This window comes from uncultured Ellagibacter sp. (assembly GCF_934617235.1).
GTDB lineage: Bacteria > Actinomycetota > Coriobacteriia > Coriobacteriales > Eggerthellaceae > Ellagibacter.
The window spans coordinates 1-13,420 of record NZ_CAKTTZ010000058.1 but is presented as its reverse complement, the minus strand read 5'-3'; the positions used below and the strand labels follow the sequence as shown (position 1 = coordinate 13,420).

The following is a 13,420-nucleotide window of genomic DNA, read 5'->3' as shown; positions in this document are numbered from 1 at the left end:
CTCACCATCCCCGGAATAGGGCCGAAAACGGCGTCCGAACTGGCGATTTCCATAGACATCGACGATTTTCCGAGCCACGACAGGCTGGCGTCGTACTGCGGATTGGCGCCGCGCAACCGCCAATCCGGGACTTCGGTGTCGTCGGTGTCGGCGTCCCGGCAGGGAAACAAGCGCCTGAAGAACCTCCTCATATTCTCATGCAACTGCCTGGCGCGCACGGACGGCCGCTGGGGCGAGTACTACGCGAGGTGCCGCGACCGCGGCATGCCGCACGGCAAGGCCCTCAAGGCCGTCGCGAGAAAGCGGCTGAAGGTGATCTACGCCGTCATGAGGGACAAGGTTCCTTACGTCGCGTAAAGGTTCCGCAGCATAACGTTGGTACGCAGCCCGCTGGGGCTTGCGCGAGCTTGCTCGAATTCCGCGCCCTATCGAAGGATTGAGGGTTGACGAAACTATAGGAACACCCCCTGGAACAGCAAGCCTTATCGAGCCGAAGCGCAGTTCATCTTTGGGCTGCGCTTCGGCGTTGCACGTTTTAACCGTACGCGCCCGCCCCTCGCCCCCACCCTTACAAATCGTTGAAAGCTCTCAACGTACTGCCGCTTTCTTCTAGCCATCGATGAACGTTAAATACAAGCATAGAAAGGGAGAGGATATTCTAAATACAGGGGGTCCCATGTCGAAAGGAATCGCAGGACAGCGCGAGCAGTCGCCCATGAGCGCTGAGGCAATCAAGAAGAAGAGGGCTTTTTACTTAGCAAGCTCTGCATTCTCGCTCCTATTCCTCGGGCTGATTTACGCGTTCTCTATGTTCGCTGGACCAATGTGCCAAGCATACGGCCTCGAGAAAAGCGCCGTTGCCCTGACCTTTAACATCATGATGATCACCTTTTGCATCGGCGCCGTCATCGGCGCGCAAATCGAAAAGCGTATCGGGCTTAGAACAACGCTTTTCGCTTCCGCTGCGCTGTTCTTCGCCGGATTCGCGGGAACCGCCACGTTTGCAAATGGATCGATCGAGTCGGTTTACGTTTTCTACGGCGTCCTCGGAGGACTCGGCGTCGGCATCGGCTACAATTCCATCATCGCGACCACCAATGTCTGGTTTCCTGACAAGGTAGGCTTTTCATCAGGCGTCTTGATGATGGGATTCGGTCTGGGCTCCCTGATTTTGGGCAATATCTCGATCAATCTTGTCCCCCTGTTCGGTCTATCGAGCGTCTTTTCCGCCATAGGGGTGGCCACCGTACTCGTCGTGGCCAGCCTGGCTATGACGCTGTCGTACCCGCCTTCCAACATAGTTACAATCATGGCACCCGAGAAGGCATGCGGAACCAATTCGGATGACCCCGCAGACAACGACAACATCTTGAAAACGCCGACCTTCTACGTCTATTGCATCTGGGCGATTGTCGTCATCGCAATCGGTTTAGCCACCATTGGGAACTGCGCCTCCGATGCGCAACTTGTCGGCTTCGACGTCGGCTTCGCAACGCTCCTCGTGGGCCTTGTCTCAACCTGCAACGGGCTCGCCCGCGTCATCATCGGCGCATTGTACGATAAGACCAATGTGAAAGTCACCATGCTCGTTGATGGAATAGTCGCAATCTGCGCAACGGCATGCATTGTCGGCGCATTTATGACCGGCATCTCGGGATTGTACGTTGTCGGTGCTTTCTGCTGCGGGTTCTGCTATGGAGGCGTCCCTGTTGTGGCGTCAGCTTTCTCAAGGCAAAGATTCGGCTCGAAGCGCTATCCGTTCAACCTCTCAGTCGTAAACTTCGCGATTGTCTTCGGCTCGCTGCTCAACATTGTCGTGCAAGCCATCGTCAACGATCCCAGCAACCGCATGGGAGTATTCCTCATCATGGGAGCGCTGGCCATCATCTCAACGCTTGACGTCATCGTCTTCTCGAAGATGTGGAACCGCGACATGCGTCGCCTCGAGAGTCTCCGGCTCAATTCGAAATAGCGTAGCGCCAGGGCACTTCCCAATTGCCCCGCGCGCGTCCGCTGTTCGTCCTCTCCTCCCTCGCGACGGACAGCTTCCCTCAATGCGAAGGCCTCTATCCACAGGGGCCTTCGCATTTTTCGGACGCACCCATAAAGACGGAATCGCGGCTCCCTGCCCCTCAACGAATCGCGCGGCGTTCCCTGGCGACAGAAGCGAGCAGCTTCAGTCGGTTCAGCTGATTGACGGAGCTCGTACCAGCATCGTATTCGAGCGGCGCAACCGATAGCTCCGGATAGCGCTTCTTAATTGCACGAAGAACTCCGCTTCCGCCAACGTGCCCAGACATGCAGGCAAAGGTGCCTGCATAAGCAATGTCCAACACTCCACGACGAGCAAAGAGTCCGATGTACCCCGGCACGAGAATGCTGGATCCTGTTGCAACATCTGCTGGCAGCACCTGGTCCTGAATGTCGGAGTGCTCCTCATTAGTTGGAATCGGAGCATAATAATCCCCTTGAAGAAAAGCGAGCATCTCCTCTATAGCACCCGCGAAACGGGGCCATACCCCGCGCCCTCGGCAAATTGTCGCCAAAAGCTGCGAGGCAAACGGGACCACCGCCCGACACCCCTCATCGCGAATCTTGGCGATGAGCCCATCGTTTATCCCTCTATCGAAGATTGCGGGATAAGAACCGACAACGCCAATCTCCGGAAGGCAGGAAACCTCATCAAGGTGCCTTCGAGCGCACGCATCTACCTGCTCGGCAACTCGCCGTACCGCGTCTTTCTCCCCCAACTCAGCAGCGTAAATCGCCTCGGCGCGGCATCGGGCAAGCTCGCTCGACGCTTTTCCCGAAGACGAACCCCCTTTGCAAATCAGCGGGACAAGATAGTTCTCAAGTTGAAGAATGATATCGCCCACGACAAGCCCACATGCAAGACGCTCGGGAAGATCAGCGCACACGTCGTCGCAAAAGTCCTCGTCAAGGTCGAGCAGGTCGAGAACGCGCACACCACCCAAAGCCTCCCCTTCAAGAGCGCGATGCGTGAACCAAGGGGCGTCCCTTGACCGACAGTCGGGACAAAGACAGGGCAAGGCGCACACCCCCAAGTGGCCGCCGTCAACCGACAATCTTTCGCCCTCCATCGCCATAATGGTTCGACCCGCAGTGATGATGGTCGAGAAGCAGGCGTCGTTGTTCACATGGGCCAAACCAAGAGCCGCGGTTCGATCATATGCCCCGCTCGCCAGTGAAACGAAATCGCACCCCGCGCCCTTAAGCGAAGCCCTCATAAACGGCGCATGGAAATCGGAAAAGACAGGAATCAGCAGGTTTCTATTATTTTCCGTCATCTTCGAACAACCCTCTCTTCTCGAAGCTTCGTCGTTCGTGCGCGGCAATCATCGACCGGACCCGGATGCGGGTCGACGCCAGATCGACCATCTCGTCGATCTTTAAAGCAGTGAAGACCTTCCCGTTGCCCTCGATAATCTCCCGCGCGCGGTCGACAGTGAGCGCGTCAAGCCCGCAGCCGAACGAGTACAGTTCCATGAACTCGAGATTGTCGAAGGCGATTGTTGCTTGCGCAGCATTTAGCACCCGATCAGGATAGAGCCAGCCTGAAAGATTTAACGCTTCAGCTTCTAGCGGTCCCTCAGCAAACAACAACATATCCTCGGTTAAAACCGCGAACCCACATTCTCGAAGCAAGCCCGCTATCCCGTGGCCGATTTCGGGATCTCCGTGATACGGACGCCCAGCAAGAACGATCCCCCGCCCGCCTCTTTGCCTGATTGCGGCAAGGGCGGTTTTTCCCATCCTCGCGATGTCGTCGCGAAACGCTCTTTGCGCCGCAGATCCAACCACAAGCGCATGCTCGATATCGGCCAAAGAGAGGTCGAGGGCAATGGGGCGCAAGGCGTCAAGAAGCCGGGCCGCGACATCGGCGCAAACATCGAAATCTTCGGAAGAGAACAACCCTTCCAGAACGGGAGCCGCAAGAGGCACGCCTCCCTCACCGATCTTCTCCACATTCGCCTTCAAGACGAAGGGGACGCCCCTCGACGACGGGCAAGAGAGCTCTCCTTGCATGATCTCGCGCACACTCGGCGCAAATATTGCAGCTACCCGACGACTCACCAGGTCAAGCGCATGTGCATGCACGATTTTCGAGGGAAAGCACGCCGATTCGGAAGGAATCGTCCCAAGCGCCGCACCGCGAAGCTTCGCGCGCTCGCTTGACAAAACAACGTCGAAACCCAAGTCGCTCAAAACCCCATCCCAGAAGGGGAAGAGGTCGAACATCTCGAGGGTTCGCATGACACCGATAGAGCCTCGCGCCCCCGAACTTTCTCGCGCAGCGCGCGTAAACGCCCTTCGCACGCGAGCGGAGTAATAATCCGAAAACTGGATTCCGCTTTTCGCGTCCGAGCGATCGCCGCGCGTGCAGCGGTTCCCAACGGACAGCACTCGCGTTTCGCCATCGCTTTCAAAAGTCGTGACCGTTATCGAGCAATGGTTCCCACACAACTCGCACGTTTCTGTTCGCACTGTCAGTTGCAGTCTCTTCAATTGCTCGAGCGAGAGAAGCTCCGAAACGCTGCAAGCACTTTTGCCTTTGCCGCGAACATGCTGCTCACGAGCCAGAAGGGCAGCGCCATATGCGCCCATGTGCCCCGCGATATCGGGACGCACTACCTCGATTCCCGACAGCTTTTCGAACGCGCGCAACACGGCGTCGTTCAGAAACGTCCCACCTTGCACCACGACATGCTTGCCGAGGGCGGTGAAATCGCGCACGCGCATCACCTTGAAAACGGCATTGCGAACAACGGAATACGCAAGACCCGCGGAGATGTCCCCGATGGTTGCGCCCTCCTTCTGAGCATGACGCACGCGCGATGTCATGAACACCGTACAGCGCGTTCCCAAATCAACCGGTTCGGATGCAAACAACGCAGCATCGAGGAACCTATCGAAGCGGACGTTCATCGACCACGCCATCCCGGAAAGCAGCGCCCCGCAACCACTCGAGCAAGCCTCGTTGAGGACAACGTTGTCAAGCGAACCATTGCGCAGGTAGATACACTTGATATCCTGCCCGCCGATATCCAGGATGAAGTCCGCATCGGGGGAAAGCGATTGCGCGGCGCGCATATGGCACACCGTCTCAACTTCGCCCGCATCTACCCGAAGCGCTTGGCGCAGATAATTCTCACCATACCCCGTGACGAGCGAGCGGGCGATGGTAATTGCGGGAGAACCGTCGTGCATGCGAGGGATATGCTTCCACAGATCGAGAAGCATATCCCTCGCGGCCTCAATGAGATTTCCCGCCGATCGAGCATAATACGTTCGAAGAATGCTGCCATCTTTTGCGATAAGCGCATACTTGATCGCCTCGGAGCCAGAGTCGATTCCGAGAAACGCCTCTCCTTCATATGCGCCCATATTCGTCCGAGGCGCACGATGAGACGCGTGGCGCCTGGAAAATGCCTCGAACTCTTCTTTGCTGCCGAAAAGCGGGTCAAGACGAGGCAGGGACGCTCCCTGCCTCCAATCGATTCCGTTTATCTTCTCGACCATTTGAGAGAGGGTGGAAGGTTGAGCATGCCATTGGGCCAGCGCAGCTCCTTGCGCAACAAACAGATGACCCTCGCGCGGGACCACCACGTGATCGTTGTCAAGACCGAGCCGATCGATAAAGCGTTCCCGCAGCGCCGAGAGAAAATGAAGCGGTCCGCCCAAGAAAGCGACGTTGCCAACAATGGGCCTTCCGCATGCCAAGCCGCCGACGCACTGGGCGACAACCGCATCGAACGCGGAGCCGGCGATATCTTCCTTCGAGACCCCCTGATTGATGAGCGGGCGTACGTCTGCCTGGGCAAACACCGCACAACGCGAAGCGATGGGCAGGATGTTCTTGCAGCCATGGGCACAGTAGTTGAGCTGTTCGGCGTTCATATCGAGCATGCCGGCGATGGTATCGATGAAGCCGCCCGTGCCGCCTGCGCACGTGCTGTTCATCCGCAGCTCCTCGCCACCCGTCAAAAACAGGATCTTCGAATCCTCTCCCCCGATTTCGATGGCGGTATCCGTTTGAGGAATCAGCGTCTTGATCGCCGATCGGACCGAAACGACCTCCTGAGTGAACGGCAAGCCCAACAACTCGGCAAGCTGCATTCCAGCAGAGCCTGTAACACCGAAGGTCATCGCCTCGCGGGGGAAGTGAACGCTCGCGTTCTTCAATGTGTAGGCAAGCGTCTCGAACACGTTAGATAGATGGCGCTCGTAAGACGAATACAGCACCTCGAGCCCATCATCAAGCACGACGAGCTTCACGGTCTTCGAGCCCAAGTCGATTCCAGCATGGAGCACGGCTCCCCCTCTCCGCAATGGCTAAGATCAGCTGCTATTCCCTTTGTTCCCAGGGGTATACAGGCTTCGGCCGCTCTTGCTGCTCTCGGCGCTTTTTCGCCTGCTGAGCAAGTTCAACGATCTTCTGGTGCTCGATTCGCTTCTTTGCAAGATATTTCTGCTTGGCAGCATCGCGCATCGCGTCGGTAATGGGCTCGCCGCAGTTTGGGCAGGCGTCCTCAAGCAGGTTAATCGGGCCCGCGCATTGTGGGCAAGTCGAATGCTTGTCGTAGCATTTGCCGCAACGGGAGCAATCGGTGCAGGCGAAAGTCATGACGCGCCTCCAAAGTAACACGCGGTCGCCCCGCCCGCATGAAAGCGGACGAGGCGACGTATCATTAGATATGAATCAACTAGCGATAGACAGCGAGATGGCCGTCTGTCTTCTCCGCGAGCTCGTTGATCTTGTCGAGCTCATCGACATGCAGCGCCCTGGAGATGCAGATTGCCGCACAGGGAGCCTCGCCTTCTTTCTCGAGACAATTCGCGCACTTGTCGAGACGGTACGCGTACGGCGACATAAACATCTCGTGGCGGCCGTCGACGACATCGGGCTTGCCCAGAAACACGCGCATATACGTTTCGGTTACCGGCAAGTCGTAATAGTCTTGGCAAGCCAGCTGACACGCTGAGCAACCAACACAATAATCAAGCTCTACGAGCACTCCAATTTTCTTTGCCATGGTTCTTCCTTCCTAACACGCGAGGATTCAACTATCGGACTACAGTTCGTTCACCTTGGTGACCTTGCAAAGCAAGCTTCGCATCGACGCCGCGCCAAAGCCCGGATCGGAGCCCTCAGCAGTGGTGAGAATGTTCGGGTTGCCCTTGTCCCAGCTGAAACCAGGAAGATTCAGCTCCTTGCAAGCGTGCTTGTAGTTGGGTCGGCACATGGACGCAGCGCCCTTGATGACGCCCTTGGAGACGCGGGCCTTTGCCTTGATTTTGCCACGACGGGTCTCGACCCAAAGCCACTCGCCTTCGGAGATCTGACGCTCACGCGCGTCATCCTCGTTAATCTCGATATAGGGCCACGGCTCGAGAATGCGCTGGTGGGCGATGTTCGTCCATGCGGAGTGGTAGAAAGCGTAGTCGCGAGCGCCGGTGGTAAGGCAGAGGTCGTATTCCTTATAGAGGTCCGGCGTCTGATACGGACTCTCGAAAGGCTCGCTGTAGCTCGGCAGGGGCGAGTCGTAGCCATAAGAAGGCATCTGCTCGGAGAACACCTCAATGCGCGTCGTCGGAGTCTGGAATTTGACCAGGCCCTTCTCATGCTGCCTCGTGGTGCGGTTCTCTCCGCCGTACAGGACGAAGTAACCGATCTTCGCAGCCTCTTCGTAGTCGTTGATAGGCTCCTTACCGTTCGGCTTCAGATGGAACTCGTTGAGGCGCCAAAGCTGCATCTCCTCGGAAGACTTCCACGGCCACAGATCGGGAGCGAAACGACGACCGAGCTCACGCTGGAAGTACCAGTCGTCCTGAGCCTCGCCCGGAGCGTCGACGGCCTTCTGCGGAATGATGAACGGGCAGGGCTCGGGATAGAGCTCTTCATCGAACACGCCAACGCGCTCCGACCAGTGGGCAGCGGGAAGAACGATGTCGGCGATTTCGTTGCCGGGGGTCATGAAGTAGTCCATGTCGACATTGAGCTCGAGAATATCGCTCAGCAGCGCCCGATGGATCTTCTCCGTGTCCTCGAAGCAACCCAAGGGGTCGTTCGCAACGGAAATCATCACTTTGGCAGGCCAGGGCTCGCCGGTAAGCATTGCGTCCCACACGTCGTTCGGGATGTTCGCGTTGCCGTAAACCTGCGTGTACATCGGATGCTTGTCGTAGCCGAGGCGCAGCTTCGGCGGAACGCGGTCGTACGCGGTGATCTTAGGATCGAGCATGAACTCCCAGAAGGTGTTGAAGTAGATGCCGCCCTTGTCGTCGATCGGCGGGTTCAGCAGCAGCTGGAGAATGGTGATCGCGCGACCCGACTGCAGGGCGTTCGAGGTCATCATGCAGGCGCCGAGATACGCGGTGAGCAGCGAGGACTTTCCGTCAGTGGGGTTGGTGATGATGTCGAACATCTGAAGGATCTTCTCGACCGGAGTCCACGTAACGGCGGAAACCTTCTCGGGGGTCCACATCGCAACCTCGTCCTTGTAGGTCTCAAGGCCGGTCTTGCATTCCTTCTTCGAGCCGTCCTTCAAGGTCACTTCGTGAACGCCCATAATGTCGGGGTGTACGTCCTCGCGGTCAAAATCTTCCGTCTCGGGACGCCAGATGGCGATGGTGTCGGCGTTCCTGTCCCAGACGACGTAGTGCTCGTCGGATCCGCCTTCGACGAGATCAGCCTCGCGAAGCATCATGCGGGTATCGGCATCGATCAAGAAGCCAGCGTTCGTCCACTTCGAGAGCATAGGCTCGGCGTTCATGAATTTGCCGCTTTGGAACATGAGGTTGGTGAGACCCATCGCCAGAGCGCCATCGGTGCCGGGGCGAACCGGAACCCAAAGGTCGGCCTTAGCTCCGATATCACGGAAGACCGGGTCGACGACCACGACGTGCGCACCGTTGCGCTTCGCGTCCATGATGCGAAGGCCGGAATACTGGCGCGAGCGAATGGGGTTGGTGCCCCACATAACGATGGAGCCAGCGTTGCGGTAGTCGCACGCCTCATGAGGATGGAACATACGGCCCCAGGTCACATGCGTTTGAGCTAGGTTCGGAAGCAGGCAAACATGAGTAGGCCATACCTTGCCGCCGCCGTTCCAGGAGTTGTTCAAGCGATCAAGGAAGTGGTTGGAGCCGCGACCCGTACCCTGGGAAATGATAATCGACTGCGGACCGTATTCGTCGATAACCTTGCGCATCTTCGCCTCGATGAGATCGATGGCTTCATCCCACGTGATGCGCTCCCACTCGTCCTTGCCGCGATTTTCCGTATGGGGCTCGTCTACCGACCACGTCTTGCGCTTCATGGGATACTTCAGGCGATCGGGATGGGAGTGGATTTCCTGGGCCGAAAACGCCTTCACGCAAAGAATGCCGTCGTTGACCGGGCAATCCTTATCGCCCTCTACGCGAACAATCTCATTGTTGTCATTGACAGTAAGGATGACGCCACATTTGGAGTGGCAGTCGAAGCATACTGTGCGTACCTTTTTTTCCATGTCCTACCTCCGTCTTTTCTCTCGTCCATGTCTCGTCTGCACCGAAAAAGGGCGCAGTCCACCACCGTCAGCCAAATTCGGCTCAAAAACGGTTGTAGCTGATTAGAATTTCTTGTCCTTGGTTTCAGGACCGATAAGGAATACAAGCAAACCAGGAATGATAACCATAGCCGCCGCGATGTACATCGTGGTGTACACACCGAAGCTCGTCATGACGCCCGCGAGCACAATCGGCCCGATGATAGAGCCCATTCGGCCCCACGAAGTCGCCAGACCGTTTCCCGTCGTTCGAATGCTCGTCTCGTACAACTCGGGCGTATAAAGAGCCATCATCATCGCGTTCAAGTACTTGCCGAACTGATAGAGGATGCCTGTAATGATGAGCATAATAAGCGTGGTCGAGGCGCCGTATGCGATACCGAAGATCGAAGTGCACAGGCCCGCGATAAGAAACGTCTTTTTGCGACCGAACTTCTTCGCCGCCCACGTCGAGAAGAACCATGCGGGAATACCACCCAAGATACCGATGGTGACAAAGCCAGTGGATTGCACGACGTCAAAGCCCTTTTCGATCAGAATCGTCGTGAGCCATGTCGTCAATCCGTAATCGCTGAACATGCTAATGAACCACACAAAGAAGCAGAGTATGGTAACCTTTAGGTACTTCGAGCTGAAAAGGTCCTTAAACGTCGCTTTCGTTTGGACTCGCTCGATGACCTCGACGGGGGGAAGTTCCTTGTGCCTCGCTATGGCTTCCTGCTCGAATTTCGTGCAGATTGCATCGGCTTCCTCCCATCGGCCCTTGGCCTCAAGCCAAAGGGGCGATTCCGGACAACATTTGATGATTCCGATTACGAACAGCGCAGGCAAAGCCTCGGCAAGGTATACTCCACGCCAGTCGAAATGCGGAAGGATGAGCACCGTGAGCACGCCGGCGACCGCAAAGCCGACAGGCGTCATGAGCTGGTAGAGCGTCATGAACTTCGGTCGGTCCTTGCCGGAAACAAGCTCGCTAAGGTAGCTAAGTGCGACCGGGAACTGAGCACCAAGCCCGAGGCCCAAAATAAATCGCATCGTGAACAGGTAATACACGTTCGGAGATGCTACCAAGGCGAATCCCGCGACACCCCAAATAAGCATCGAGACGACAATCGTCTTTTTTCGCCCGACCTTGTCGGCGATGCGCCCAGCAGCAATAGCGCCGATGAACATTCCGAGAAAACAAATCGACGAATAATAGCCGCCCGTTGTTGCGTCCATGCCGAAATATTCTCGGATAGTTGGCATGAGAAAACTCGTACCGCCAAGGTCGATCGTCTCAGCAAACCAACCCATCAACACAAAGAAAATAATCAGAGTTGTGTGCGGTGATGTTGGGATACGGTTCATTCGGTCAGCAACAGAATAATGAGGCTCCTTCTTCGCCTCCGTCGCCTTCCCGTCTGTAACTGGTCCTGCCATTGTCTGATCCTCCTCACAAACATAAACGATCTGCCACTAGATAAACCCGTTGGGAGTGCTGGACAGATTTAGGATGACGGATCATGTCCCCTTTGGTTCCCCTCTCTTTTCAACCCCCTTTTTCATCCCATGAGTACGATACGATGCGGCCACAAGAAGGTCGAACAAGCGCTTGTTTAAGTGCTTCAACTGTTTTGATGAGCTACCGAAGACGACAGGGTTTCGAGCATGCAGCAAAACGCCCCTTCTTCCCGAACCGACCACAATGGCAGGAAAGAAGGGGCGTTGGATTCTTCTCTTAATGCGCGAGCAGGAAGATCATGACGGTAGCATCTCGAACGTCTTGAAATAGCGAGGCTTTTCCCTCTCCTCTTCGAGCTTTTGATCGATGTAATCCAAAACGCAACCGACATTAGCTGAAGAGATATTGCGTTTAGCCACAAGAATGCCGAACTCTGTGCTGAATAACCCTTCCGTCGGCTTTAGAACAACATGTTGAGGGAGCGTTCGCATTCCCTCGGCGAGCTTAGGGGCAAAACTGACCGCCTGATGCTCGATGACCTGGTCGTACACGACAGAACTGGCATTGGTAATCGTTTTGATGTTGTCTTCTCTTACATAATCATCGAGAGCGTCGCCCAAGACAGTATCCCGATACCGCGCGATCTGACATGAGTCAAGGTCCTTCGGGGTAATCACCTTTTTCGAAGAAAGCGGAGAGAATTCGGACACCACCGCAACGAGGGGCGACACGGCGAGAGGGCGATACACCAAATCCTCTTCTTCGATTGCCGCCTCGACGATTTGCCGATGCCGATTGGTCGCAGGAAACGACACAATTCCCAAGCAGTCCTCGTTTTCCCTCGATAATAAGTGAGGGACCAGGCGATAGATATTCGCCTCGTTGACTTTCACCGCAAAGGGGAATAGGCCTGGCTGTTGCAAGCCGAGCAACGTGAGCAGATAACGCGACACGCAGGAAGTGACCGTCACCCTCACGATTCCCTGGCTTGGAGCGATTTCCGAGAGCTTGTACTTGGTGAGCGCCCCACGTGCGTCATCGTACTGCGCGATTATGCCCTCGACGAGCTCGGCGAGCTCCTTGCCCGCCGGAGTAAGAGTCACCGCATTGTTGTTGTAGGCCATAAGAGTGATACCGAAGTCTTTTTCAAGCTGGTGCAATGCCCTGCTCAGACCTTGTGGCGCCATGTAATACTCCGCCGCGGTCTTCGATATCGAGAGCGACTTGGAAAAGTCCCGAAAATAATACAGGTACTCAATATGCATAAGACCGCCTCCCCCTCAGTCAAGAAATGCATAATAATTACTATATCATGGAAGCCCCATCATTTGGCTGGGCAGAACAAAATGGCGTGACCTGGGCGGTAACAAAACCCTGGGTCACGCCATTATGGCAGTTCTGCTATTTCCCAGATGGAGGCTTCGGTGCACCTGGCACCGTCGGAGCGCCGGGAGCAACCAGCGCCCCACCTGCCGAAGGAGCCGCGGGAGCGCCTTCGGGCGGAAGCGGAGCCTTACAGAAGGGGTAATTGACCGGTCGGAAATTCGGTGACACGATTTTTTTCCGCATTCTGGGCAAATGAGCGGACCTGACGTTGTGTCCGGTGGCCTGAAACACATAACATCCTCCTCTTTCGTTACTATCGCTATACATTGACTCGCCTTAACGAAATCGCAAGCCAATAGTATCGAGCGAGTCAGTGCGTTCCAAGCAACTAACAGTGAGACCCACCCCCACGAGTTGTTGTGCGAAGCCTGAAGAATGCAGGATATTCGCACCCGAGTCGGAAAAGTACACGCAGCGCCGCCATTCCTTGTTTGCGGTTTACTATTTTGAAATTTGATTAGCTTTCTAGCTAGTTTTGCAATACAGAACATCGAAGATCTTTGCTCGCCCACATACGCCTTGAGAGCACTTAGAGCACGCGTTGCTACTTCGAATTTGAGGCCCGCCCGTGTTTGCCCCAAAAGCAAGTCTGCCGGGGACTCCCGGCAGACTGTTAGTCGTTATTATCTTTCTCAAGCAGTTCGCAAGAGGGCCAAGCCGCCTCGCGCGCTCGAAGCAACTCGCGTCACTCGGGTTAGCGGCCCTTGTTCTCGCGCGTCAGCAGGTTCGAGAGCGCGCGGATATAGATCTCGGTGCACTTGTCGAGGTCCTCGATGGCGATGAACTCGTTCGGAAGATGCGACATCTCCACCTGACCAGGGAAGATCGGCCCAAAGGCAACGGTATTCCTCATCGTGCGCGCAAACGTCGCGGCGCCCACTGTGAAAGGCTCGCTTTCCATATCGCCCGTGACATCGCGATAGGCCTTCTCGAGCAAAACGACAACCTCGTCGTCCCTCTTGAAGTAAATCGGGCCGAGGTGCTCCGCCATCTCAAACGCGCACCCCATGTCCTCCGC

General features: G+C 56.2%; 10 protein-coding genes. 2 read left to right on the top strand and 8 right to left on the bottom strand.

Annotated features, from left to right (window positions below; all coding sequences use genetic code 11):
- Both Q0G85_RS09495 and Q0G85_RS09490 read left to right on the top strand, forming a co-directional pair.
- On the top strand, positions 1–357 hold a 357-nt coding region (locus Q0G85_RS09495; protein ID WP_297157281.1), incomplete at its 5' end, for a transposase.
- Positions 358–676: 319 nt separating this feature from the next.
- On the top strand, positions 677–1,972 hold the full coding sequence (locus tag Q0G85_RS09490) for an MFS transporter (RefSeq protein ID WP_297157278.1): 1,296 nt from the start codon (positions 677–679) through the stop codon (positions 1,970–1,972).
- Between the two features lie 160 nt (positions 1,973–2,132).
- Here Q0G85_RS09490 and Q0G85_RS09485 read toward each other — a convergent pair whose 3' ends face one another.
- The 8 genes from Q0G85_RS09485 to Q0G85_RS09450 all read right to left on the bottom strand — a co-directional run.
- Positions 2,133–3,308 carry a hypothetical protein gene (locus Q0G85_RS09485; protein WP_297157275.1) on the bottom strand — a complete coding sequence of 392 codons (1,176 nt, stop codon included), beginning with the start codon at positions 3,306–3,308 and terminating at the stop codon, positions 2,133–2,135.
- Entirely contained in the window at positions 3,295–6,333 is a 3,039-nt protein-coding gene (locus tag Q0G85_RS09480; protein WP_297157271.1) for a BadF/BadG/BcrA/BcrD ATPase family protein, read from the bottom strand. The genes Q0G85_RS09485 and Q0G85_RS09480 overlap by 14 nt, the downstream gene beginning before the upstream one ends.
- A gap of 34 nt (positions 6,334–6,367) precedes the next feature.
- Positions 6,368–6,646, bottom strand: coding sequence for a hypothetical protein (locus tag Q0G85_RS09475; protein WP_297157268.1), 279 nt, complete (start codon positions 6,644–6,646; stop codon positions 6,368–6,370).
- A 79-nt stretch (positions 6,647–6,725) separates the two neighbouring features.
- Positions 6,726–7,055 carry a hypothetical protein gene (locus Q0G85_RS09470; protein ID WP_158050383.1) on the bottom strand — a complete coding sequence of 110 codons (330 nt, stop codon included), beginning with the start codon at positions 7,053–7,055 and terminating at the stop codon, positions 6,726–6,728.
- 39 nt (positions 7,056–7,094) lie between these two features.
- Entirely contained in the window at positions 7,095–9,533 is a 2,439-nt protein-coding gene (locus tag Q0G85_RS09465; RefSeq protein WP_297157264.1) for a molybdopterin-dependent oxidoreductase, read from the bottom strand.
- A 102-nt stretch (positions 9,534–9,635) separates the two neighbouring features.
- On the bottom strand, positions 9,636–10,994 hold the full coding sequence (locus Q0G85_RS09460; RefSeq protein WP_297157261.1) for an MFS transporter: 1,359 nt from the start codon (positions 10,992–10,994) through the stop codon (positions 9,636–9,638).
- Positions 10,995–11,312: 318 nt separating this feature from the next.
- Positions 11,313–12,281 (bottom strand): LysR family transcriptional regulator, encoded by a 969-nt coding sequence (locus Q0G85_RS09455; protein WP_297157258.1) that lies wholly within the window; start codon positions 12,279–12,281, stop codon positions 11,313–11,315.
- Between the two features lie 815 nt (positions 12,282–13,096).
- Positions 13,097–13,420 (bottom strand): M20/M25/M40 family metallo-hydrolase (locus tag Q0G85_RS09450; RefSeq protein WP_297157255.1); only part of this gene is annotated, 324 nt, incomplete at its 5' end.